Consider the following 23,807-nt stretch of genomic DNA (forward strand, 5'->3'; position numbering starts at 1 on the left):
GAGCGGCTTTCACTCCCGCTGCGACGCTGCGGCGAATCACTCCGGCCCACTTCTGGTCTGAACCGGTGGTATACCTGATGGCCCGCTACCTCGGGCGGACAGGAACCGCGGACAGGAGGCGCGGACAGGAACCGCGGACAGGAGGCGCGGACAGGAACTAGGAGGCGCGGTGCGCGGGTTGGAGCCCGGCGTACACCCCGCCACGCGTCATCAGCGCGTCGTGCGTCCCCACTTCGGCGATCCGGCCGTCCTCCATGACGACGATGCGATCGGCGCCCCGGATCGTCGACAGCCGGTGGGCGACCACGAAGACCGTACGGCCGTCGACCAGCCGCGCCAGCGCCTCCTGCACCAGCGACTCCGAACGGGTGTCGAGGGCGGAGGTGGCCTCGTCCAGGACGAGCACCCTGGGGTCGCGTATGAGTGCGCGGGCTATCGCGAGCCGCTGCTTCTGCCCACCGGAGAGGCGCGCGCCGCGCTCCCCGACGACGGTGTCGAGACCGTCCGGCAGACGGTCCACGAATTCGAGGGCGTTCGCGTCGCGCAGCGCCCGGCGCACGGTGGTCTCGTCCGCGCCGTCGAGCCCGTACGTGACGTTCTCGCGGATCGTGCCCTCGAAGAGGATCGACTCCTGCGGTACGACGGACAGGAAGCGGCGGTAGCTGCGCAGATCGAGGGCGGCCATGTCCCTGCCGTCCAGCAGGATGCGTCCCGAGGTGGGGCGGATGAAGCCGATGAGGAGGTTGAGCACGGTCGACTTGCCCGCGCCGGACGCGCCGACCAGGGCGATGGTCTGGCCGGGGCGCGCGGAGAGGGTGAAGCCCTCCACGGCGGTGCCGGGCGAGGCGTCGTACCGGAAGCCGACGTCCTGGAAGTCGATGCGTCCGGCGACCGTCTCCACCTGCTCCTTGCCCGCGTTGCTCTCGAGGTCCGGGGCCTGGAGGACCTCGCCCGCCGACCGTACGGACTCAAGTCCCTTGCTGATGACGGGCGCGAGGCCGAGCAGGGTGACCACGGAGCTGGTCAGGGTGGTGAAGAAGGCGCTCAGCATGACGACGTCGCCCGCCGTGATGGGCAGCAGCCCGTGGTACGCGACGAGCGCCGAGCCCGCGAGACATACGACACCGAGGGAGTTGAGCAGGATCCAGGCGAGCGCGCCGAAGCGCCCGTTGAGCAGATCGAGCCGTACCCCGGCCGCGAGCACCTCGCGCAGCGAGCCGTCGATACGGACCATCGCCGCACCCTCCAGACCGTGCGCGCGGGTGATCGGGATCAGCGACGTCATCTCACTGACCCGCGACGACATGCGCTCGACCTCGTGGCGGAACGCCGCGTTGTGGCTCTGGAGCCGCCCGCGCAGCCGCACGATCAGGAAACCGGCGGCGGGGACGACGAGCAGGAAGACGGGGAGGAAGGACGGCACCCGTACACCGATGACGACGAGTCCGCCGACGAGCGTGATGACGGCGGCCAGCCCCATGTCCGAGGACTGCTGCACCATTTGCTCCACCGTCTCCACGTCCCTGACCACCTTGGCCTGGAGCACACCGGCGCTCACCCGCGAGTGGTAGCCGATCGAGAGCTGCTGCATACGGCGGCACAGCGCGTCGCGCAGGGCCATGCCCACCCGCCGTACGCTCCCGGCCAGACAGCGCACATAGAGCAGATGCAGAGGGAAGTTGAGCAGCAGGACCACGAGCAGGACGCCCGCGTTGATCCAGATTCCGGAGACCGGGCCGTGCTGCACGACGGTGTCGATGATGTTGGCGGTGATGAGCGGAAGCAGCCAGATCGGGCTGTGCTTGCCGATGAACGCGAGGACGGCGAGCGCGAGTCGGGGGCGGTCGGGACGGAAGAGATAGCCGAGGGTCCGTACGGGATGCTCACCCCGGTAGCGGTGGTCGAGCGCCGCCGCCGACGGGGTGGTGGAGACCGGTCGCTGCATGAGCCAAGCAAATCCCGCGCCTCACGGGCGTGCAACCCCCTTCTCTCCCGCGGCTCCCGGGTGGCGGTGGCGGTGGCGGGGGCCTCGGATCTCCCGCCTCAGCCCGCGAACGGGGTGTCGGGGACACCCTGACCCGCGTCCGGCAGGACGAGGAGCGAGCCGGTGAGGGGGTGCGGGTCACGGACGCCGACGCGGGCGGTGGTGATGTAGAGGTCGCGAAACTCCGGTCCGCCGAAGGCGCAGGAGGTGGGGCGCAGAACGGGCAGTTCGACGGTGCGGTCCAGCTCGCCGTCCGGTGTGTAGCGGCGGATCGCGGCGCCGTCCCACAGGGCGACCCAGACACAGCCCTCCGCGTCGACGGTCAGCCCGTCCGGGTGTCCGGCGCCCGCCTCGATCGTCGCCAACGGGCCCTCGTCGACGAGGGGTTCACCGGGGGAGTGCGTGTCGGCGCGGAACCGGTCGATACGGCCGGTGGGGGTGTCGATGTAGTACATCGTCCGGCCGTCGGGGCTCCAGCCCGTGCCGTTGCCGACGGTGACGGGCCGTGTGTCGGTGACGGTCCCCGCGGACGCGCCCGGCGCGCCGAGTGCGCCCGGCGCGACCCGGATCAGCGTCCCGCCGCCCGGCGTCTCGTCGTAGCGCATGCTGCCCGCCCAGAGCGCGCCGTCGGGCGCGACGGCCGCGTCGTTGCCCCGCCGGCCCGGCACCGGATCGCGCACCAGCCAGGAGAAGTCGCCGCCGGGGCCGTACAGTCCGATGCCGTCACGGAGGTTGACCACCAGCCCGCCGCCGGCCCGGGGGAGCGCGGCACCGACGTGCTGCTCGGTGGCCATGACCGTACGGCGGCCGTCGGCCGGGTCGAAGGTGTGGATCCGCGCCGAGAGGATGTCCACCCACAGCAGCCGGCCGGTCGCCGGATCCCAGGTGGGACCCTCGCCCAACTCCGCCTGTGCCAGTACGGCGACCTCGATCCGGGGCCCGGTCATCGCTCCCCGCCCTTCTCGCCCGCCGCTTGCACCGACTGCCAGGGGGCCGTGAGCCCACGCTGTCCCAGACCGCTCCGGCTCCAGTCGCAGACCCCGCCGGGGAACGCCGCCCGCAACTGCCGGAGTTCGGCGCCGGTGAAGGTCACCTCGTAGTCGGCCGGGTCCACCGCCTTGCGCCGGCACGCGATCACATCGTCCGCGAGCGGTGCTCCGGCGACCAGCCTCGGTGTCGGGAAGGCCGGATAGAGCGCGCCGCACTCGCCGGGGTTGTCGTAGGCCAGGCGCTGCTCGATCTTCCGGGGCTCCGCGTCCCTGGTCCAGCACGCGTCGGTCAGCTCGGCCGGCTTGTGCGCGACGACGTCCCGCGCAGTCCGGTCCGCCCGCGCCCCGGCGGACGTCAGCGAGGTCAGCCAGGTGTCCATCTCCGTGAGGGCGTACCGCAGCGCGGGGCTCTTGAGGCTGAAGCCGTGCCGGTTGTCCTCCGCGAGCATCACCTGGTTGTCCGCGTGACCGTTCGCCGCGATCAGCCGGGCGCGGGTGGAGTACCCGTGCACCGCCATGTGTATGTCGCCGCCGGGAAGGTCGTCGGTGTAGGAGCGGTGGTCGATGACGGGGGTGGTGGCGAGACCGGCGCCGCCCCACAGGATGCGGCCCGTGCCGTACGCAGCCTCGGTCGCCGTCCGGTCCGCGGCCGTACGCCCCGTGGTGAACTCGGCGTCGCGGTCGATGCCCCCGACACGGGAGTTGAGGTCGATGAACTGCCGCTTGTCGATCGCTCCCTCGTTCAGCGCGTCGAGTCCGTACTGCACACCGACGTTGTCCAGCGGGCGCAGCGCGGCGCCGGTGCGCCGGTCGGTGCCGTACACGTTCACGGTGTGGTCGAAGACCGTGCCCCGTGCCCCGTCGGGATTGCCGCTCGCGTCGTAGCGCTGGTCCGCGGGCAGCGCGGCGGGAAACTCCGCGTCCGGGTCGAGGCGCTTCGCGCCGTCGCTCAGATTCGGGATGCTCGCCCGCTCGCGGAACCCGGCGACCGCGGTCTGCTGCTCGGCGCTGAACTCGTCCGGCGCGCTCACGGTGAAGTAGTGGTCGAGCAGCCGGGAGTCCAGCAGCGTGGTGTTGGTCGCCGACGTCACGTCGGGGAAGCTGCATCCGACGATGATGCCGTCGAGCAGACCGGGGTAGTTGTCGGCGGTCTGATGGCTCTGGTACGAGCCGCCGGAACATCCCCAGCCGATGGTGAAGCGGGGGACTCCGTACCGCTCCACGAAGTGCTCCTTGACCATCATCGTGGTCTCGGACGCCAGCAGGTCGTTGCAGTTGTTGCCGAAGACGTTGAGCGACGAGGAGGCCACGGCGTACCCGCGGCCGAGCATCTCGGTGTCGAGTACGCCGCCGGTGTCCGAGCCCTGGGTGTACCAGCCGCCCCGGCACCCGCCGCCGAAGGTGTACATCAGCCGGCCGTTCCACCCCTCGGACGGCCGCGCGCGGGTCGGATCCGGTGCGGCGGGGTCGGCCAGCATGGAGATCTGGTAGACGCCCCGGTTGAGCGTGCCCGTCTCGATACGGATGAGGAAGGGCACCCGCGCGCCGGTGCTCGTGGTGGTCGTCGCGAGGTCCGCCGGGCGGTTCGCCGGATCGGCCAGGGGTTTCACGGTCCCGTCGGTGGAGCGGTACGCGTGGTCGACGCGGGTCGCGATCGAGCAGTCCTCGTCCAGCGGCGGCCCGAGGGTGGAGCCGTCGACCAGCTTGAACGAACTCGTACCGCACACGAAAGGCCGCTCGTGCGGACCGCTGATGACCGGACCGGCCGATGGGTGGTCGCGCACCTGGAGCGTCGCGCCGGCGCCGGGCCGGCCGGGGACGGTCGCGACGATCCGGTTGCGGCCCTCGCGCAGGGACGTCACCAGGCCGGTCAGGGTCCCGGGCGCGGATCCGGCCGCCGTGAACGCGTCCGTGACGTCCGTGCCGTCGCGGGTGATCCGTACGTCGTCGGGGTCGAAGCGGCGCGGGACCTCGACACGCACGAGGACATCACCGCCGGTGACCACGTCGGGCCGGGTCGACAGCGTGTCGATGGTCAGCCGTTCGTCGCCGCCGGGCCGCTCCGCGGCGGCACTGGGCAGACAGGTCAGCAGCAGCGCGCCGGCGGCGAGCGCGGTGGCGAGGACGGACCGACGGGACACCGATGAACCCCCATGTTCTGTGGACCGGCAGCCACCGGCCCGTGGACACGACGTACACGTCCTGCACGTCCTGCACGCCCGCGCATATGCGTGTGGGCGTTCCTCTGGACACTCACGTCACTCCACATCACTCCCGGACCCGCAGAATGGTTCATCCGGCGGAGTGCGGGGTCAAGACCGCCTCCCCGCACTTCGCGGCTCGCCCACCGTTTGCGACGGGTGTAGAAAGGGGGCATGCCCGGACGCGACGGCCGCCGGCGCTCGGTTCTGAAGATGAGAACAGTCGCAGGTCAGGTCTTTCTCCTTCAGGTGGCGATCGTCGTTCTGCTCGTCGCCGCCGCTTCCGCCGCGCTCGTGCTCCAGGGCCGTACCGACAGCGAGCGCGAGGCGCGCAACCGCTCCGTCGCCGTGGCCGAGACCTTCGCGAACTCCCCGGGCATCCAGGCGGCGCTGAAGAACCCCAACCCCGCCGAGGTCCTGCGCAGACCCGCCGAGCTGGCCAGGGAGCGCTCCGGCGTCGACTTCATCGTCGTGCTCAACACCGACGGAATCCGCTACACCCACCCGATTCCCGACCGCGTCGGCAAGAAATTCGTCGGCAATCTGAAGCCCGCCCTCGAAGGGCGTGTCATCACCGAGAAGATCGTCGGCACCATCGGGCCCCTCGTCCAGGCCGTCGTCCCCGTCTTCGACGCGAGCGGCAAAGTGATCGGGATGGTCTCCGCGGGGATCACCATCAAGCGCGTGAGCGCGGTCGTGGAGGACCAGTTCCCGCTCCTGTTCGGCTCCGCGGCCGGTGTGCTGCTCCTGACCATGGGCGGTACGGCCCTGGTCAGCAGACGCCTGCGCCGCCAGACACGCGGGCTCGGACCCGCCGAGATGACCCGGATGTACGAGCACCACGACGCGGTTCTGCACGCCGTACGCGAAGGGGTGCTCATCGCGGGCGGCGACGGCCGCCTGCTGCTCGCCAACGACGAGGCACGCAGACTCCTCGACCTGCCGGCGGACGTCGAGGGCCGCTCGCTCGACGACCTGGGCCTCGACCAGGACACCGCGGCGCTGCTGGCCTCCGGCCGGACGGCGACCGACGAGGTCCACCCCGTCGGCGAGCGGCTGCTCGCCATCAGCCAGCGGCCCACCGACCAGGACGGCGGCCCGCCCGGCAGCGTGACCACCCTGCGCGACACCACCGAGCTCCAGGCGCTCACCGGAAAGGCCGACGTGGCCCGGGGGCGCCTGAGCCTGTTGTACGAGGCCGGTACGGAGGTCGGTACGACCCTGGACGTGGTCCGCACCTGCGAGGAGCTGACGGAGTTCGCCGCCGCCAACTTCGCCGACTTCGTGACCGTCGACGTGGTCGAGGCCGTCCTGCGGGGGGAGGAGCCGACCACCGTGGTGATGGCCATGCGCCGCACCGCCTCCAGCGGCCGGGACGAGGACACCTCGCTCTACCCGATCGGCGAGCTGATCCACCTTCCCCCGTCGACTCCCGTGAGTGACGCCGTCCTGAACGGTGAGCCGATTCTGGTCCCCGATCTCGCCGCGTTCTCCGGCTGGCACAAGCAGCACCCCGCCCGCGCCAGGAAGCTGGTCGTGGAAGAGGGCTTCCACTCGATGATCACCGTTCCGATGCGGGCGCGTGGCGTCACCCTCGGCGTCGTCACCTTCTGGCGGTCCGCGCAGCCCGAGGCGTTCGAGGGCGAGGACCTGTCCGTCGCCGAGGAAATGGTCGCCAGGGCCGCGATCAGCGTCGACAACGCCCGCCGCTACACACGTGAGCACACCATGGCGGTCACACTCCAGCGCAGTCTGCTCCCGCGCGGCCTCCCCGACCAGAACGCCATCGACGTCGCCTACCGGTATCTGCCCGCCCAGGCCGGGCTCGGCGGGCTCGGCGGCGTCGGCGGCGACTGGTTCGACATCATCCCGCTGCCCGGCGCCCGGGTGGCGCTCGTCGTGGGCGACGTCGTCGGCCACGGTCTGCACGCCGCCGCCACCATGGGCCGGCTGCGCACCGCGGTCCACAACTTCTCGACCCTGGACCTGCCGCCCGACGAACTGCTCTTCCACCTGGACGAACTGGTGGCCCGCATCGACCAGGACGAGGCCGTCGACGGAGCGGACGCCGGAGTCACCGGAGCCACCTGTCTGTACGCGATCTACGACCCGGTCTCCGGGAAGTGCAGCATGGCGCGGGCGGGTCACCTCCAGCCCGTCGTCATCCACGACGACGGCACGGCGCTGTTCGCCGATGTGCCCGGCGGCCCGCCGCTGGGGCTCGGCGGACTGCCCTTCGAGACCCTCGAGGTCCATCTGCCGGAGAACAGCATGCTGGCGCTGTACACCGACGGACTCGTCGAGGACCGGCACCGGGACATCGACGAGGGCCTGAACCTGCTGCGCCTGACGCTCGCCGCCCAGGCCGACCGGACCCCGGACCAGGCGTGCGACGCGGTCCTCCAGGCGCTGCTGCCCGAGCACCCGCGCGACGACACCGCCCTGCTGGTCGCGCGCACGCGCGTGCTGGACGGCGCCCATGTCGGCGACTGGGAGATTCCCGCCGACCCCGCCGCGGTGGGCAGGCTGCGGGCCGACGTCTCACGCAAGCTGACGGAGTGGGGCCTGGACGAAGAGGCGTTCACCACCGAGCTGATCCTCAGCGAACTGGTCACCAACGCGATCCGCTACGCCTCCGGGCCCATCCGGGTACGGATCATCCGTGACCGGAGTCTGATCTGCGAGGTCTCCGACCACAGCAGCACCTCGCCGCATCTGCGGCAGGCCGCCGGCACCGACGAGGGGGGCCGCGGACTCTTCCTCGTCGCCCAGTTCGCGGAGCGCTGGGGAACCCGCTACAGCTCCCAGGGCAAGGTCATCTGGACCGAACAGCTCCTCGGCAGCGCCGATTCCGCCATGTGACGGAGCCCCGCCCGCGCCAGGACGGCCACGCGGTCTGTCAACTCGGATTCGGCCGTTCGGGAGCCGACGAGCGAGGTCCGTTCGGAGCCCATAGGCTTCGTGGGAGTGCGAATCAGGCACGTCAGAGTGAACTCCAACAGACGTGGTACCCGTCCGGCATACGTGAGCGAAGTACGGCTCCGTGAACGGCATGCCCGCGTGTTCCATGCGCATCTCAGGTCGGCGAGTACGTGGCCGGCACCGCTCAATCCGGCGCCGCTTCGGCCGGGAAGAGAAAGGGACTGGGTTATGGGGCTGCTGCCGACCGTACTGATATCCCTGGTGTTTCCGGTGTTGATGTTGTTTGTCATGGTGGCGCTCGGACGCATGGAGGAGATCCTGTTGCCGCATCTCCAGGCGCCACGGCCGGCCGAGGGAGAGACGGACGGCACGTCGAAGGATTCCCGGGGGGAGGACTCGCCGGAGGCGGACTCACGGAACTCCGACTCGCCGGACGCGGACTCCGGCGCGAACGACGACGTCCGGGCGGAAGACCCCCACGCCGAGGAGATCCGCATCGCCCACGCCCGCGCCGACATCGCCAAAGCGCGCGCCGAAGCCCTGCGCCGCTCCGCCCGCCGTCGCGCCTACGGCACCCCACGAGCCGCCGGCCGCACCAACACCGGCCCACCGCGCGGCGCGCGCACGACCCCCCTGCGATTCCGATGAACCGGCGCGACGTCGCACAGGCCCTGCTCCGCTCCCACGGCAGCACCTACGCCCGGGAAGCGGGCATCAGGCTGCGTGACACACCGCAGCCCCTCTACCAACTGCTGCTCCTCGCACTCCTGTTGAGCGCCCCCATCCGCGCCGGCACGGCCGTCAACACGGCGCGCGCCCTCGACGAGGCGGGCCTGCGCAACCCCCGCCGGATGACCGAGGCGACCTGGCAGCAGCGTGTCGACGCCCTCGGCCGGGGCGGCTACCGCCGTTACGACGAGAGCACCGCCACCCGACTCGGCGACGGCGCCGAGCTGTTGATCCGGCGGTGGCACGGCGACCCGCGCCGTATGCGCGCCGAGGCCGACGGTGACATCGCGGTGCTGCGCCGGCTGCTCCAGGACCTGCCGGGGATCGGCCCCGTCGGGGCGGACATCTTCCTGCGCGAGGCGCAGGCCGTCTGGCCCGAAGTGGCGCCGTACTTCGACACCAAGGCGCTGCGCGGCGCCGAACAACTGGGCCTCGGGACCGACACCGCGGCTCTCACCCGTCTCGCCGGGGACGCGGGCCCCGCCGCCCTGGCCGCCGCGCTGGTACGCGCCTCACTGGACGACGGCATCGTCGAGGAGCTGAGCCCGTCCGCCGGCTGAGCCGCCCCCGGAAGACCGGTCGGGACCCGGCGGTCGCCGGTGTCAGTACGCGCTGTCGATGCCCGTGACGAACGCCGACCCCAGCGGCGCCTCGTCCTGCGAGAACCCGGCCTCGTCGAGCGCGGCGCCCGCCACTCGTTTCGCCTCCGTCTCGGCGCCCCGCTTGTTCTCGGCCTCGATCTCCAGCCGGATGCTGAAGGTGCCACCCTCGTTCACCGTCAGCATGTCCAGGTCCTCGGCCTCACCCAGAGCCGTGTGCTGCGGGTCCGCGGGCCGCAGCGCGCGCAGCAGTGCCGCGCGGGAATCCGCGTCGAGCGTGCGCAGGAAAGTGCCCGGGACGGTGATGACGTACGCGGTCATGCGAACTCCTGGCGTTGACGGCCCCCGCGGGTGCGGGGTCAGGCTTCGCGCCTCATTCTCTGACTGCCCGGTTTTCCGCCGCGATCACCTCCCGGATCAGGATCACCGCCCGGATTTCCCCGGCGGATTCACCGCCGACCGGCGATTCCGGGTCCATTTCCGGGAATCGGAATCCGGGCCGCCCTTATGAATCCGTGTACATCGGCCCACGTGGGCGGGGGCCGTGCCGGTTCCCGGTCCGGGTTTCATGTGGGATGCTGATGGCTCCGCATCCCCCTTCTCCTTGCCGAGGCACTATGCGCTGCGTCATCGCCCGCTTCCCCTTCGACCTGGTCAAGAGCGAGGTGCAGGCGGCGATGAAGGGCATCAAGCCCGAACCGATCACCGGCGAGTCGGTCGTGATCAGCCGCCGTACGTACCCGGTGAAGCAGGTCGGCGAGGTGATCACGCGCCAGGACCGCCGTGACTTCTCCGCCTCCGAGGTGACCCGCGCCCTCACCCGTCTCGGCTTCACCTGCCGCCCCGTCCCCGCCCCGGCGGCGGAGCCCAGCCCACTGGAGACGGCGTCGACGCTGCTCGGCACCCCCGCGCAGAGCTGAGACGCGCGGACACACGACGTACGGCAGGGGCCCCGTCACCGACCGGTGACGGGGCCCCTGCCGTAGGTGCGGACCTGTGGGATCCGCGCGCCTACGCGGACCAGCTGCGCGACGACGACTGACGCGCGCTGCCCGAGCGGCCCTGGGAAGCGCCGCTACCCGACGGCCTGCGGCCCTGGGACGGACGGCGGCCACGGCTGCCCGAACCGCTCTTGGCGCGCTCCGAGACCGGCGTGGAGATGACCACGGGCACCCCCGAGGGCGCCTGGGCCCCGGTGATCCGGCTCAGCTCCGCCTCGCCGGAACGGACCTGCGCGACCTGCGGCACGATCCCCGCGTCGGCCATCAGCCGTGTCATCTCACGACGCTGGTTGGGCAGGACGAGCGTGACGACGCTGCCCGACTCCCCGGCACGCGCGGTACGCCCGCCGCGGTGCAGATAGTCCTTGTGATCGCTCGGCGGGTCGACGTTCACGACGAGGTCGAGATTGTCGATGTGAATGCCGCGCGCCGCGACGTTCGTCGCCACGAGGACCGTCACATGACCCGTCTTGAAACGGGAGAGGGTCCGGGTGCGCTGCGGCTGGGACTTGCCACCGTGCAGCGCGGCGGCGCGTACGCCACTGTTCAGCAGGTGCTCGGTCAGCCGGTCGACGGCGTGCTTGGTGTCGAGGAACATCAGCACCCGGCCGTCACGCGCCGCGATCTCCGTGGTGGTCGCGTACTTGTCGGCGTTCTGCACATGCAGGACGTGGTGCTCCATGGTGGTGACCGTGCCGACGGCGGCGTCGACGGAGTGGACCACCGGGTCGTTCAGATAGCGGCGGACCAGCAGGTCGACATTGCGGTCCAGCGTCGCCGAGAACAGCATCCGCTGGCCCTCGGGCCGCACCTGGTCGAGCAGCTCGGTGACCTGCGGCATGAAGCCCATGTCGGCCATCTGGTCGGCCTCGTCGAGGACGGTGATGGCGACCCGGTCCAGCCGGCAGTCGCCGCGCTCGATGAGGTCCTTCAGCCGTCCGGGCGTCGCGACGACGACCTCGGCGCCGCCACGCAGCGCGCCGGCCTGTCGGCCGATCGACATGCCGCCGACGACGGTGGCGAGCCGCAGCTTCAGCGCACGGGCGTAGGGGGTGAGCGCGTCGGTGACCTGCTGGGCCAGCTCACGGGTGGGTACGAGAACGAGCGCCAGCGGCTGCTTGGGCTGGGCGCGCTGTCCGGCGGTGCGCACCAGGAGCGCCAGGCCGAAGGCGAGGGTCTTGCCCGAGCCGGTGCGACCGCGGCCGAGGACGTCGCGTCCCGCGATCGAGTTCGGCAGCGTCGCCGCCTGGATCGGGAACGGCTCGGTCACACCGAGGCCGGTGAGCGCCGTCATCACCGGCGACGGCATGTCCAGCTCGGCGAAGGTCGCCACGGCGGGCAGGGCGGGAGTGATGGTGACCGGCAGGGCGAACTCGCCCTGTACGGCGGCGGGACGACGGCCGTAGCCGCCCCCCGACCGGCCGGAGGAACCCGAGCGGCCCGAGCCCGACGACTGCGGACGGAAGCGGCTGCCGCCACCGCCGGAGCCTCCGGAGCGGGTACGCGAGTAACGGTCGTTCGTGCGAGGTGTGCGGTTCATGCTGAACCTCTCTCGATGCGGCACGTATCGAGGAACTCTTGGGCAGAATGACCGCGCAAAGAATCGCAAGAACGAGCCGGGGGAAAACAAAAACAGAGCCGCGCCGGGGCGTGAAACGCCGGAACCGGCGCGTGGAAAATGCTCGGAATCGACCGAGCGTAGGCGAACAGGTCGCCGGAGTACGGGGGCCCGGCAGTCCGGTGCGGGGCCGACATCGGTGAAAATTGTCGGCCGGCCGTCAGGACGGCGAGGAGAAACCTGGTCCCGCGCCACACTCGAAGGTGTCACGCGCACCGGGCGGGCCCCGGGAGAAAAAGCAACGTAGCCGGAGCCCGCATCGTAAGGTGCGGGCCCCAGCTACGTCTCGCGCATCAGCGTCAGGCGGGAACGATGTTCTCCGCCTGCGGGCCCTTCTGGCCCTGCGTGACGTCGAAGTTCACCTTCTGGCCTTCCTGGAGCTCACGGAAGCCCTGGGCGGCGATGTTCGAGTAGTGGGCGAAGACGTCAGCGCCGCCACCGTCCTGCTCGATGAAGCCGAAACCCTTTTCCGAGTTGAACCACTTTACGGTGCCACTAGCCATTTTGATCTCCTTCAGGGCAATGCTGCCCGGGGATCCGCACTGTGCGAACCCCACGTCGCCTTTAGATGATTACCCCGTCCGGAAAAGCACCGGAAATACAAAAGCGCACTCACTGACACACAAAGTCGGCGAGAGCACTTGAAGTCTTCGGGAACCACAACTGCAACTGGTGTCCACAGTAGCACGGTGCATGCGATCGAGTACGGGACGTCTTGGCTGCCCCGGGTGGCGCACCGGAAATGGGCCGGGCCGCCGGAGGAAATTTCCGGACCCGCGATCGGGAATATTCTCCGGTTCTTCACCCGGTGGCTACTCCCGGCGGCGTATACGCGCCCCGGCCGGGCCGCCTAGCGTTCAGGGTGTGAACCGGGTGATGACCTTCGAGCGCCTGCGCGCCCGCGCCGGAGAACTGCCACCGCTCGCCGCCGACCTGCTGGTGGCGGCGGGCGTCGGTCTGTTCACCGCGTCCGACGCCGCCGTGAACGACCCCGAGTACCGGCAGGACGACTGGTTCACCTGGCTGCTGCTCGCGATCTCGCTGCTCGCGCTGGTGCGCAGACGCCGGGAGCCGGTCGCAGTCGCCGTGATCACGGGCGCCGCCTGCGCCGGCTGGGCGCTGTACGGGCACATCGGTGAGCTGCTGAATCTGCCGGTGATCGTGGCGCTCTACACCGTGGCGGTCCTCGGCGACCGGCGGCGCACGGTACGGACCGGGATGGTGGCCGCCGCCGTCTCGGGCGCCGTCGCGCTGCGGGTGGGCCGTGACGTGGTCAATCCGCAGGGTCTGCCCCTCCTGGAGATGATCTGGCCCCTCGTCCCGCTGCTGCTGGGTGAAGTGGTCCGTACGAGGCGTGAGTTGCTGCGCGCGTACGAGGCCAGGGCCGCCCGCGCGGAGGAGGACCGCGAGCGGGAGGCGGCGCGACGGGTGCGTGAGGAGCGCGTACGTATCGCCCGTGAACTGCACGACATCGTCGCCCACACGGTGACGGCGATGACCGTGCAGGCGGGCGTGGCGCTGGACGCGCTCGACATACGGCCGGAGGTGTCGAGGAAGGCGATGCGGCAGGTGCGTGAATCCGGCAGGGAAGCGGTCCGTGAACTGCGGGCCACGGTCACGGTGCTGCGTGAGAGCGACGACGAACCGACGGCCCCGCTGCCCGGGATCGGCCGGCTCGGCGAACTCGCCGAACGGTTCGAGGGCGGCGGCGTCGAGTTGGTGATGCGGCAGGAGGGAGAGCTGGACGGGCTGCCTCCGATGGCCGAACTCGCCGTCCACCGCATCGTGCAGGAAGCCCTGACCAATGTCGTGCGGCACTCGGGCGCCCGGCGCGCCGCCGTCTCCGTCGTCCGCCACGACGACCGGCTCACGGTGGAGATCGTGGACGACGGGGAGGCCGCCGGGGGACGGCGCGCCGAGGGCGCGGACGGTGAACGGGCCGGGCCGGGCGCCGGGTTCGGACTGCTCGGCATGCGCGAGCGCGCGGCGGCGGCCGGCGGCGACGTGGAGTACGGCCCGGTGCCGGGCGGCGGCTTCCTCGTACGCGCCTGGCTGCCCCTCGGACCGCGCCCCGACCGGCGGGAGGAGCGGCCATGACCGTGCGCGTGGTGCTGGCCGACGACCAGACCGTCGTACGCGCGGGCTTCCGCGCCCTGCTCGACCTGACCGACGACCTCGTGGTGGTCGCCGAGGCCGCCGACGGCATCAGAGCGGTGGAGGCGGTGCGCACCACCCGGCCGGACGTCGTCCTCATGGACATCCGGATGCCGGGCATCGACGGCATCGAGGCCACCCGCCGTATCGCCGCCGACCGCGCCCTCGACCAGGTCCGGGTCGTGATGCTCACGACGTACCAGGTCGACTCGTACATCTTCGAGGCGCTGCGGTGGGGCGCCGCGGGGTTTCTCCTCAAGGACATAGAGCCGGACGAACTGCGGGCGGCGATCCGTACCGTCGCCGCCGGACAGAGCCTGCTGGCGCCGGCCGTCACCCGCTCGGTCGTCGAGGAGTTCGTCCGACTCCGGGTGCCCGAGGCGCTGGGCGCGGAGCGGCTGGACCAGCTCACCGGCCGGGAGCGCGAGGTGATGGCGCTGGTCGCCGCCGGGCTCAGCAACGCGGAGATCGGCACCGAGCTGATCATGAGCCCGCTGACCGCGAAGACCCATGTCAGCCGGGCCATGATCAAACTCGGGGCACGTGACAGGGCGCAGCTCGTCGTCCTCGCGTACGAGACCGGTCTGGTGCGGGCTGGGGAGCGCTGACACCCCCGCCCGTGGCGCCGCGCTACTCCGGCCGGAGTAGCGGCCGACTCCGGTCGGCGGATGTCCACGGGCAGCGCACTCCCTAGCGTCGACGGCATGATCGAAGCAACGGAACTCACCAAGCGCTACGGCGGCAGGAACGTCGTCGACCGGCTGTCGTTCACCGTGCGGCCCGGCAGGGTGACCGGGTTTCTCGGCCCGAACGGAGCCGGCAAGTCGACCACCATGCGGCTGATCCTCGGGCTCGACACACCGACCGGCGGCCGCGTCACCGTCGGCGGCAGACGCTACGCGGACCTCACCGCGCCCCTGCGCACCGTCGGCTCGCTGCTGGACGCCAAGGGTGTGCACGGCGGGCGCTCCGCCCACCGGCACCTCGCCGCGCTCGCGGCGAGCAACGGCATCCCGGACAGCCGCGTCGACGACGTCCTCGACCTCGTCGGCCTGCCCGACGACACGGCCCGCACCCGCGCCAAGGGCTTCTCGCTCGGCATGGGCCAGCGGCTCGGGATCGCCGCCGCGCTGATCGGTGATCCCGAGGTGCTGATCCTCGACGAACCCGTCAACGGCCTTGACACCGAGGGCATCCGGTGGATCCGCGGGCTGATGAAATCCCTTGCCGCGCAGGGCCGTACGGTTTTCCTGTCCAGCCATCTGATGAGCGAGATGGAGCTGACCGCCGACCATCTCATCGTGATCGGCCGGGGCAGACTCATCGCCGACACCACGATGCGCGACTTCATCCGCACCAACTCCCGGGCCCACACACTCGTACGCTCACCCGAACCCGAGAAGCTGCGGGCGCTGCTGGAGAGAAGGGGCTGGGACGTCCGGCTCGACCCCGGCGGCGGCTGGCGGGTCGAGGGGGCCGACGCGACGGCGACGGCCATCGGTGATCTGGTGCGTGACCACGCACTCGCCGTCCATGAACTCACCCCGGCGCACTCCACGCTGGAAGAGGTCTACACGGCGCTGGCGGGCGATTCCGCCGAGTACCGCGCCGGCGGGCCCACGGCGGGGGCGGGGGCCGGCCGATGACGGGGGACACGACGACCGCGCGGGCCGGATTTAGGCAGGCCCTCGCCGCCGAGTGGATCAAATTCCGCAGCGTGCGTTCCACGGTGTGGACGACGCTCGCGACCGCCGTCGTCCCCGTCGCCGGGGCGGTGTTCGTCGCGGCCACGGGCAGTCTTCAGGACGACGACACGGTCATCGGCGGCAGCCTCACCCTGGCCGTCGTCGCGCAGATGCTCGCCGCCGTCGTCGGCGCGACGACCGTCACCGGCGAGTACGCCAGTGGCACCATCCGTACGACCTTCGCCGCCAACCCGCGCCGGGGCACGGTCATGGCCGCCAAGGCGGCCGTCGTCGCGGCCGTGATGTACGTGACCGCTCTGGTCTCCTGCTTGCTCGCCGTCCTCGTCGGAGACGCGCTGCTCCCCGACCGGTACGCGGCCGGCGAGCCGCTGCCGGCCCTCTTCGGGATCGCGGCCTCCTTCGCCGTCGCCGGTCTGCTGGGCCTGGCGGTCGGCACGCTCGTACGGCACTCGGCCGGCGCCGTCACCACCGTCATCGGACTGCTGCTCCTGCCGTCCCTGTTCGGCCCGCTCTTCGGCGACGCGCGGCGCTGGATCGCGGGCCTCTCGCCGACGGCCGCACTGGAGAAACTGACGCAGACCTCGGACGCGACGGCCGAGACGGTCGGCAGTCTGGGGGCCTGGCCGTCGCTCTGGCTGGTCACCGGCTCGACGCTCGCGCTGCTGCTCATCGGGATCGGGGCGCTGCGTCGGCGCGATGTCTGAGACCCGGGGCAAACGTGGTCAGGGGGTGTAGACGTACGGCGTGGTCGTGCTCAGCTCCTCGAAGCCGAGCCGCCGCAGGATCGGGCGGCTCCGGCTCGACGCGTCGACCTGCATGTAGCGGTAGCCCCGCTCGGCGGCCAGGCTCGTACGGAAGGCGACCAGCGCGCGGTAGAGACCCCGGCCGCGCCAGGCGGGGACGGTGCCGCCGCCCCACAGGCCGGCGAACTCCGTGCCCGGCGGCAGCTCCATCCGCGCCGCGCTCACCGGCACGTCACCGGCCATGGCGACACCTGCCGCGACGCTGCCGGGCGCCGCGGCGAGTTGGGCCAGCAGCCGTTCACGGGTGTGGCTACGGTCCGTGCCGAAGGCCTGCTCGTGGACCTCGGCCATCAGCTCCACACCCGCCGCGTCGGTCACCGCGATCAGCCGCACCCCCTCGGGCAGCGCGACATCACGCGGCAGGCCGGCGGCCTCGGCGACCATCAGTGTCTCCGGGGGCTCGGGCGTGAACCCGGCCGCCGCCAGCCGTCGGGGCAGGTCGTGAGGCGCGTCGTGGGAGTAGACCTTCCACTCGAACTCGAGGCCGAGGGACGTGAAATGACGTATCTGCCGGGCGATCTCGGCATCCGCGGATTCCGTGTCCAGATCCGACCACAGGACACCGTTCCAGCCGCCGTCCGGTTCCGCCCCGGATCCGGCGCCGCTGTCGGGTCCGGTGGCCGTCTGGCGGACCACGGCGCCCACCCGTTCGACCACGGCCCCGGGACCGTCGGCCGGGGCCTGCCTGCGCATCTGGCGGTCGAACAGCGCGCGTACCGCTTCAGTGTCCATCCGCCCACTTCAGCGGGGCGCCGCCCGCGCCGCAACAGGGTTTGCCGCGCAGTCGCCGGTCAGGCCGCCTTACGGGTCTCGGTGAGACGGGCGAAGGCGACCACGTTGCCCTGGTACCCGGTCTTCTCGCTGAACGGGCCGCCGCAGGTGATCAGGCGCAGTTCGGGCGCCCCCGTCGCGCGGTAGACGCTCTCGGCCGGGAAGCCGTGCTTGGTGAAGGCCTCGACGCCGTAGACGGTGAACACGGCCGTGGTGCCGTCGGCGCGTGTCACCTCGACGCGGCTGTCCTTGGCGAGTCGGCCCAAGTCGTAGAAGACGGCGGGGCCTTGGGCGGTGTCGACATGGCCCACGATCACCGAGGTGCCCTGCTCGCCGGGTGTCACCGATCCCTGGAAGTGGCCCGCCAGTTCGGGCCGGCCGGTCGGTGGCGCGTCGATCCAGCCGGCGGCGTCCAGCGACACCCGGGTCATTGGCGCGTCGACCTTTACCGAGGGGATGCGGATCCGGGTCGCGGTGGAGCCCGGCAGCGCAGGCGCGGCCCTCGCCGCCGCTCCGGCGGGCCGGGGCATCGCGTCCGCGTCCTTCTCCCTCCCCGTGTCCCGCCCGGCGTCCCTCCCGTCGTCGGCCACCACGGACCCCGCCGCGGCGGGCTGCGGCGGGAGCACGAGCTGCCCCTCGGCGCTGATCCGCACCACGAAGATGCCGACGAGCAGGAGCAGTACGACCGTGGACCACCGGGAGGCCCGGAGCCTTTCCGTTTCCGTCATCACGCACCGTCCGGCGCCGGGGATGGGCCCGTGCATCCGGCCGCGCGACGAGGCACGGCCGGATCCATGGGCGGGGACGTGGTCAGGAGCCGTTCACCGACCGGCGGCGGACCAGCTGGACAGCGCCGCCGAGCGCGACCGCGATGACCCCGGCTCCGACCGCCAGCCCGGCCGTGTTCGGTTCACCGTCGGTCCTCCCGCCGATGCCGGCCTTCACACCCTTGTGCGCGGTGGTCTCATGCGGCTGAGGCTCATGAGGCCGCTGTTCAGGGTGTTCCGGGCGTTGCGAGTGCTCCGGGCGCTTCGTGTGCTCCGGCCGGGGCGACTCCCACGGTCCCGGCGGCTTGCCCGACTCGGCCGGTTTCTCGGGCTTACCGGGTTTACTCGGCTTACCGGGCTTGCCCGGTTTGATCATCAGTGGCAACGAGCGGATCGCACCGCCGCAGTCGAAGGTGATCTCGTACTCCGCCTCCGCCTTCACGTCGTCGAAGATCCTGGCCGACTTCGCCTCGCCCTCCTTGAGGGTGACGGTTGCGAACACCCCCGACGACACGGTCACGGTCGGTACCTGGCAACCCTTGGTCCGGATCTGCACCTCGCCACCGGGTTCGATCGCCTCGGGGGAGACGCTGTAGTCGAATTCGGCCTCGTCGCCCGCGACCGCGGGCCACCCCGCCCCGAGAACGAGAGCCGCGGCGCCCACGATCGCCGCCGAGGCCGTAGCTATCCTGCGCATCGGATCTCCCACTCCTGATCGTCCCGTGATCGTCGGATGCGGCACGCCGGGGAAAGCCCGACGCACCGCACAGTTGTCCCGACGCTAGAAGTGATGATTTGTCAGCGCACGCCGGGAGACCGTCGCCGCCGCCACTTGGGCTACCGGACGGGCAGCGGGTCACGCGCCGTACGATCCCCGGAAATTCACGGAAACCCGGCCGGCGGGCGCACCGCGCGTGCCATGCTCGATAAGCACTCTTACCGGTGACTCCGCCATGGGCGCATGGCGTGAGCCAGGCATTGCGTGATTCGGGGAGAGCGGATGGAGCCAACAGGTGACCCCGCGGGCGGTACGGACGGTACGGACGGTACGGACGGCAGCGACGGGTCGGGTGGTGCCCCTGGGGCCGGACTCGACACCGGACACATACGCAAGGCACAGCGCCGTGAACGGCTGCTGACGACCGCGACCGACCTCTTCACGACACGCGGCTACGTGGGCACCTCGATCGAACGGATCTGCGCCACCGCGCATGTGTCGATCCGCGCGTTCTACCAGGAGTTCGAGGGACGCGAAGCCCTGCTGATCGCTCTCCACAACCAGGTCGCGCGGGCCGGCATGGAGGCGACACTCGCGGTCCTGGGAGATCCCGCGATCGAGACGGCCGACACCCGGACCAGGATCGGCGCGCTGATCCGCGCGTACGTCGGAGCGGTGACCGCCGACCTCGCCTCCGCGCAGGTCGCCTTCGTCGAGGTGATCGGTGTCAATCGCGCCGTGGAGGACCACCGGGTCGTCTGGCGCAGCCTGTGGACGGACTTCCTGATCGGTGAGGCGGACCGTGCGGTCGGCCGGGGCGAGGCGGTGCCACGCGACTACACCCTGGCGATGGTCGCCCTGATCGGCGCCATCAACGAGCTGATGGCGCACTGGGCCCGCAGCGGGGGAGCGGTGCCACGGGAGCTCGTGGCGGACGAGATGACCCAGCACGTGCTCGGCACGATCGGCCACCCCACGGCACCGGGAGCCGGTGCCGGCCGCGCGGACGAGGGAGCGTGACAGCATGAGCGGTCTCTGGCACCAGGTCATGCGGACCATGTCGCAGCCGGGCGCGTCGCCCGACGACGACATCCTCGCGCTGGCCGCCGCGGACATCGCCCTGCGCAACCACCCGGAACCGCCCGCCGACGCCGAAGTCGTCCTCGACATCGCACGGTCCGAGTTCGCCGCCGTGCTGACCGTGCGGCAGGCCAGGATCGCGCTACAGCGGGCCCGCGAGATGGCCAGGGAGCACGCGCGGGACGCGCGGGCCGGAGACGGGGACCGGGACCGCGGGGACGGCGGGAAGGGCTGAACGGCAGCTCAGCGGGTTACGTCCCCGACGGGGCGCTCCGGCCGCTCGGTTAGCCTGGGTGGACGATGAACCGTTTGACGACGCCCTGGGGCGATCTCGACCTTGCTCGCTTTCCCGAGCAGCCCCGCGACACGCTGCGGGCCTGGGACGCGGCCGACGAGTACCTGCTGCGGCATCTCGCCGAGGCCGAAGCCGAGGCCGAAGCCGGATCCGCTGACGGGGACGACGCCGCGGCCGCCGTGGCTGTGGGCGCCGGCGTGGATCTGTCCGGCAACGTGGTCGTCGTCGGGGACCGGTGGGGCGCGCTCGCCACCGCGCTCGCCCCGCACCGCCCCGTACAGATCACCGACTCCTACCTCACACAGCGGGCGACCCACGCCAACCTGCTCCGCAACGGCATCGACACCGACGCCGTACGGCTGCTGTCGGCGCGGGAGACACCGCCCGAGCGGATCGACGTCCTGCTGGTCCGGGTGCCCAAGAGCCTCTCGCTCCTGGAGGACCAACTGCACCGGCTGGCGCCGGCCGTGCACCGGGGGACCGTCGTGGTCGGCACCGGCAAGGTCACCGAGATCCACACCTCCACGCTGAAACTCTTCGAGCAGATCCTCGGCCCGACCCGCACCTCGCTCGCGGTGAAGAAGGCGCGTCTGATCTTCTGCGCGCCGGCCGCCGAACACGCCCGCTTCCGCGCGACGCCGGGTCCCTGGCCGATCTCGTACACCGTCCCCGAAGGCGCCGGCACCGGCTCGGGTCTGACCGTCGTCAACCACGCCGGGATCTTCTGCGCGGAACGCCTCGACATCGGTACGAGGTTCTTCCTGCGCAATCTGCCCGCGCGCCGTGGTCCTCAGCACGTCGTCGACCTCGGCTGCGGGAACGGCGTCGTCGGCACGGCCGTCGCCGTGGCCAATCCGGAGGCCCGGGTGACGTTCATCGACGAGTCCTTCTCGGCCGTGGCGTCCGCCGAGGCGACCTACGCCAAGAACGTCGGCACCGGCAATCCGGCGGAGTTCGTCGTCGGGGACGGCCTGGCCAGCGTGGCGGCCGGATCGGCCGACCTCGTACTCAACAATCCGCCGTTCCACAGCCACCAGGCGACCACCGACGCGACGGCCTTCCGGATGTTCACCGGATCGCGCGAGGCGCTGCGGCCCGGCGGCGAGCTGTGGGTCGTCGGCAACAGACATCTCGGTTACCACACCAAGCTGCGGCGGCTGTTCGGCAACTGCGACGTCGTGGCGAGCGATCCGAAGTTCGTGGTCCTGCGGGCGGTCCGGCGCTGACCGGTCGTCGGATCCGGTGAAGATCATGCGGGCTCACCGGGGCTGACCGGCCGGAACTTGCCTTTTCCGCCCGCCTGTTCGGCACACTGGGGCCCGTGACGTCACTGCCGCAACTTCCGTCCCAGGTACAACACGGCTCGCAGCCCGGCCACATGATCGTGTGCGGCGACGACGCGCTCGGCCACCGGCTGGCCGGTGAACTGCGTGACGTCTACGGGGAGCAGGTGACCCTCGTCGTCCCGCCCGTGCGCGCGGAACGCAGGGACCCCGCGCCGCTCACCGGCCGTGGCAGAGCCTCCGCCCTCATCGGCCGGATGTCGGCGGTCATGGCCCGGACGTACGGCCCCACCACCGGCGGTCCCGACGGCCGGCCCGGCGACCCCGGACTCCCGCAGCTCATCGAGGCCGCGGAACTAGACACTGATGTCCTCGTGGAAGCGGGAGTGACCGAGGCGGCGGCCCTCGCGCTCGTCCACGACGACGACGAGGTCAACATCAGGACAGCCCTCGCCGCCCGGCGGCTCAATCCCCAACTGCGCCTCGTCATCCGGCTCTACAACCGCAAACTCGGCCAGCATCTCGAAGAACTGCTCGACCAGGCGGCGGCCGTCGCCGTCCCCGGTCTGGACATCGCCGCCCTCGACGCGTCCACCACCGTGCTCTCCGACGCCGACACCGCCGCTCCCGCGCTGGCGGCCACCGCCGTGGCCGGCACCAGCAAGATCGTCCGGGCCGACGGGCTGATGCTGCGGGCCGTGGAGCGCAATCCGCCGGGCCCCGGCGAGGTCGCCGACCCCGGTCTGTGCACCCTCGCCCTGCTGTCGTCCACGACCAACGACCCTGCGGGCACGGAGGGTTCGGACAGCAGCGGCAACGACGGCCCCCGGCTGCTGCCCGACGACGACACCACGGCGGCGGCCACCGGCCGGGGCACCGTGGTCCTGGAGGCCGTCTCCCACGAGGGTGAGCCGCTGTCACGCCGCCGGACCACCGGGCGCGGAGCCCCGCTGGGGTCGCTCTTCTCCCGGCGGCTGCGCTGGTCGTTCGCGGGGATCGCCGTCGCCGTACTGGCCCTGGCCGTCGCCTCCGCGATCACCACCGACGACCACCCGCTGCACGCGACGTACATCGTCCTGCTCGACCTGTTCGCCATCGGAGACCCCGCCACCGGCGAGGACCTGGACCGTCAGCTGATCCAACTCCTGTCGGGCGTCGCCGGGTTGCTGCTGCTGCCGGTGCTGCTCGCCGCCGTGCTCGAAGGGCTCGGCACGTTCCGCAACGCGTCGGCGCTGCGCAGGCCGCCCCGCGGACTGTCCGGTCACATCGTGCTGCTCGGCCTCGGCAAGATCGGGAGCAGGGTGCTGGTACGGCTGCGCGAACTGGACATCCCGGTGGTCTGCGTGGAGGAGGACCCCGAGGCCCGTGGCATCGCCCTCGCCCGGAGTCTGCGGGTGCCGACGGTGGTCGGCGACGTGACGCAGGAGGGGGTCCTGGAGGCGGCCAAGGTGCACCGGGCGCACGCGCTGCTCGCCCTCACCAGCATCGACGTCACCAACCTCGAAGCCGCCCTGTACGCACGGTCCGTCAAACCGGACCTGCGGGTCGCCCTGCGGCTGTACGACGACGAGTTCGCCACCGCCGTCTACCGGACGCTGCGCGCCGCCCACCCCCGCGCCCTGACCCGCAGCCGCAGCGTCTCCACGCTCGCGGCCCCGGCCTTCGCCATCGCCATGATGGGGCGTCAGATTCTCGGCGCGATCCCGGTCGAGCGCAAGGTGCTGCTGGTCGCGGCCATCGACGTGGCCGGCCACCCGAGGCTCCAGGGGCGCACCGTCGCCGAGGTGTTCAGGCCGGGCTCGTGGCGGGTCATCGCGCTGGACACGGCGGCGCCGGGGGACCGGCTGCCCGATCTCGCGGACACCCGGCGCGACCACGACGAGGACCGGACCGCCGGACTGGTGTGGGATCTGGACCCCGGCTATGTGCTGCGCGCCCAGGACCGTGTCGTACTGGCCGCCACCCGGCGGGGACTGGCCGAGCTGATGGGCCGCCAGGCCACCACCCGGCCCGGGCCCCCGGCGCCGTAGGGCGTGTCTCGCGGATCCGCGGTGCCCGCCCGACCGGGGCTCGCGCGGATATCGGCCACCGGATGTGTCTGTTCCCGCCGTACTGCGGACGGTGCCGGGTCACGTAAGCCTCCGTCCCCCCGCCGGTCACCCAACTGCCTTACTGTTCCCGTCACTT

At 71.6% G+C, this 23,807-nt stretch carries 21 protein-coding genes; 12 read left to right on the plus strand and 9 right to left on the minus strand.

What is annotated here, in order from left to right; all coding sequences use genetic code 11:
* Positions 1-157 precede the first annotated feature (157 nt).
* The 3 genes from ACFWHU_RS28055 to ACFWHU_RS28065 form a co-directional block, all read right to left on the minus strand.
* Positions 158-1,945, minus strand: a complete 1,788-nt coding sequence (locus tag ACFWHU_RS28055) for an ABC transporter ATP-binding protein (RefSeq protein WP_387228166.1) — start codon at positions 1,943-1,945, stop codon at positions 158-160.
* Between the two features lie 98 nt (positions 1,946-2,043).
* Positions 2,044-2,931: an SMP-30/gluconolactonase/LRE family protein gene (locus ACFWHU_RS28060; protein WP_385799158.1), complete on the minus strand. Its 888-nt coding sequence runs from the start codon at positions 2,929-2,931 to the stop codon at positions 2,044-2,046.
* Entirely contained in the window at positions 2,928-5,114 is a 2,187-nt protein-coding gene (locus ACFWHU_RS28065) for a DUF6351 family protein (RefSeq protein WP_387228169.1), read from the minus strand. Before ACFWHU_RS28065 ends, ACFWHU_RS28060 begins: the two co-directional genes overlap by 4 nt.
* Positions 5,115-5,348: 234 nt before the next feature.
* On the opposite strand from ACFWHU_RS28065, the gene ACFWHU_RS28070 reads away from it, so the two are divergent.
* From ACFWHU_RS28070 to ACFWHU_RS28080, 3 genes are all read left to right on the plus strand, one after another.
* Positions 5,349-8,036, plus strand: coding sequence for a SpoIIE family protein phosphatase (locus ACFWHU_RS28070; protein WP_387228172.1), 2,688 nt, complete (start codon positions 5,349-5,351; stop codon positions 8,034-8,036).
* 288 nt (positions 8,037-8,324) lie between these two features.
* The gene (locus tag ACFWHU_RS28075; RefSeq protein WP_387228174.1) at positions 8,325-8,744 is read left to right on the plus strand and encodes a hypothetical protein; all 420 of its coding nucleotides are present in this window, start codon (positions 8,325-8,327) and stop codon (positions 8,742-8,744) included.
* On the plus strand, positions 8,741-9,385 hold the full coding sequence (locus ACFWHU_RS28080; RefSeq protein ID WP_387228176.1) for an endonuclease: 645 nt from the start codon (positions 8,741-8,743) through the stop codon (positions 9,383-9,385). The genes ACFWHU_RS28075 and ACFWHU_RS28080 overlap by 4 nt, the downstream gene beginning before the upstream one ends.
* A 42-nt stretch (positions 9,386-9,427) precedes the next feature.
* On the opposite strand, the gene ACFWHU_RS28085 is transcribed toward ACFWHU_RS28080, so the two are convergent.
* The gene (locus ACFWHU_RS28085) at positions 9,428-9,745 is read right to left on the minus strand and encodes a hypothetical protein (protein WP_359804935.1); all 318 of its coding nucleotides are present in this window, start codon (positions 9,743-9,745) and stop codon (positions 9,428-9,430) included.
* Positions 9,746-10,041: 296 nt separating this feature from the next.
* On the opposite strand from ACFWHU_RS28085, the gene ACFWHU_RS28090 reads away from it, so the two are divergent.
* Positions 10,042-10,344 carry an SCO5918 family protein gene (locus tag ACFWHU_RS28090; RefSeq protein WP_385799150.1) on the plus strand — a complete coding sequence of 101 codons (303 nt, stop codon included), beginning with the start codon at positions 10,042-10,044 and terminating at the stop codon, positions 10,342-10,344.
* Positions 10,345-10,435: 91 nt separating this feature from the next.
* Here ACFWHU_RS28090 and ACFWHU_RS28095 read toward each other — a convergent pair whose 3' ends face one another.
* Complete coding sequence (locus tag ACFWHU_RS28095; RefSeq protein WP_387228179.1) at positions 10,436-11,965, minus strand: DEAD/DEAH box helicase; 1,530 nt, start codon at positions 11,963-11,965, stop codon at positions 10,436-10,438.
* Positions 11,966-12,342: 377 nt separating this feature from the next.
* Positions 12,343-12,546 (minus strand): cold-shock protein, encoded by a 204-nt coding sequence (locus ACFWHU_RS28100; protein WP_023543603.1) that lies wholly within the window; start codon positions 12,544-12,546, stop codon positions 12,343-12,345.
* A gap of 373 nt (positions 12,547-12,919) precedes the next feature.
* On the opposite strand from ACFWHU_RS28100, the gene ACFWHU_RS28105 reads away from it, so the two are divergent.
* The 4 genes from ACFWHU_RS28105 to ACFWHU_RS28120 all read left to right on the plus strand — a co-directional run bounded on the left by ACFWHU_RS28105 (position 12,920) and on the right by ACFWHU_RS28120 (position 16,607).
* Positions 12,920-14,140: a sensor histidine kinase gene (locus tag ACFWHU_RS28105; protein WP_387228182.1), complete on the plus strand. Its 1,221-nt coding sequence runs from the start codon at positions 12,920-12,922 to the stop codon at positions 14,138-14,140.
* Positions 14,137-14,805, plus strand: coding sequence for a response regulator (locus ACFWHU_RS28110; protein ID WP_385799144.1), 669 nt, complete (start codon positions 14,137-14,139; stop codon positions 14,803-14,805). Before ACFWHU_RS28105 ends, ACFWHU_RS28110 begins: the two co-directional genes overlap by 4 nt.
* 96 nt (positions 14,806-14,901) lie before the next feature.
* A complete protein-coding gene (locus ACFWHU_RS28115; protein ID WP_387228185.1) occupies positions 14,902-15,843 on the plus strand; it encodes an ATP-binding cassette domain-containing protein in 942 nt (313 codons plus the stop codon).
* Entirely contained in the window at positions 15,840-16,607 is a 768-nt protein-coding gene (locus ACFWHU_RS28120) for an ABC transporter permease subunit (protein ID WP_387228188.1), read from the plus strand. The genes ACFWHU_RS28115 and ACFWHU_RS28120 overlap by 4 nt, the downstream gene beginning before the upstream one ends.
* 18 nt (positions 16,608-16,625) lie before the next feature.
* Here the strand turns inward: ACFWHU_RS28120 and ACFWHU_RS28125 are convergent, their stop codons facing one another.
* From ACFWHU_RS28125 to ACFWHU_RS28135, 3 genes are all read right to left on the minus strand, one after another.
* Positions 16,626-17,438, minus strand: coding sequence for a GNAT family N-acetyltransferase (locus tag ACFWHU_RS28125; protein ID WP_387228190.1), 813 nt, complete (start codon positions 17,436-17,438; stop codon positions 16,626-16,628).
* Positions 17,439-17,497: 59 nt separating this feature from the next.
* A complete protein-coding gene (locus ACFWHU_RS28130; protein WP_385799136.1) occupies positions 17,498-18,205 on the minus strand; it encodes a class F sortase in 708 nt (235 codons plus the stop codon).
* An 82-nt stretch (positions 18,206-18,287) separates the two neighbouring features.
* A complete protein-coding gene (locus tag ACFWHU_RS28135; RefSeq protein WP_387228192.1) occupies positions 18,288-18,941 on the minus strand; it encodes a hypothetical protein in 654 nt (217 codons plus the stop codon).
* Positions 18,942-19,244: 303 nt separating this feature from the next.
* Between ACFWHU_RS28135 and ACFWHU_RS28140 the strand changes: the two genes are divergently transcribed.
* The 4 genes from ACFWHU_RS28140 (at position 19,245) to ACFWHU_RS28155 (ending at position 23,650) form a co-directional block, all read left to right on the plus strand.
* Positions 19,245-19,982 carry a TetR/AcrR family transcriptional regulator gene (locus ACFWHU_RS28140; RefSeq protein WP_387228194.1) on the plus strand — a complete coding sequence of 246 codons (738 nt, stop codon included), beginning with the start codon at positions 19,245-19,247 and terminating at the stop codon, positions 19,980-19,982.
* A 4-nt stretch (positions 19,983-19,986) separates the two neighbouring features.
* Positions 19,987-20,277, plus strand: coding sequence for a hypothetical protein (locus tag ACFWHU_RS28145; protein WP_385799130.1), 291 nt, complete (start codon positions 19,987-19,989; stop codon positions 20,275-20,277).
* A 65-nt stretch (positions 20,278-20,342) separates the two neighbouring features.
* On the plus strand, positions 20,343-21,563 hold the full coding sequence (locus ACFWHU_RS28150; RefSeq protein WP_387228196.1) for a methyltransferase: 1,221 nt from the start codon (positions 20,343-20,345) through the stop codon (positions 21,561-21,563).
* A 152-nt stretch (positions 21,564-21,715) separates the two neighbouring features.
* A complete protein-coding gene (locus ACFWHU_RS28155; RefSeq protein WP_387228212.1) occupies positions 21,716-23,650 on the plus strand; it encodes an NAD-binding protein in 1,935 nt (644 codons plus the stop codon).
* The last annotated feature ends 157 nt before the right edge of the window (positions 23,651-23,807 follow it).

It is taken from the genome of Streptomyces sp. NPDC060366 (assembly GCF_042725135.1).
Classification (GTDB): Bacteria; Actinomycetota; Actinomycetes; order Streptomycetales; family Streptomycetaceae; genus Streptomyces.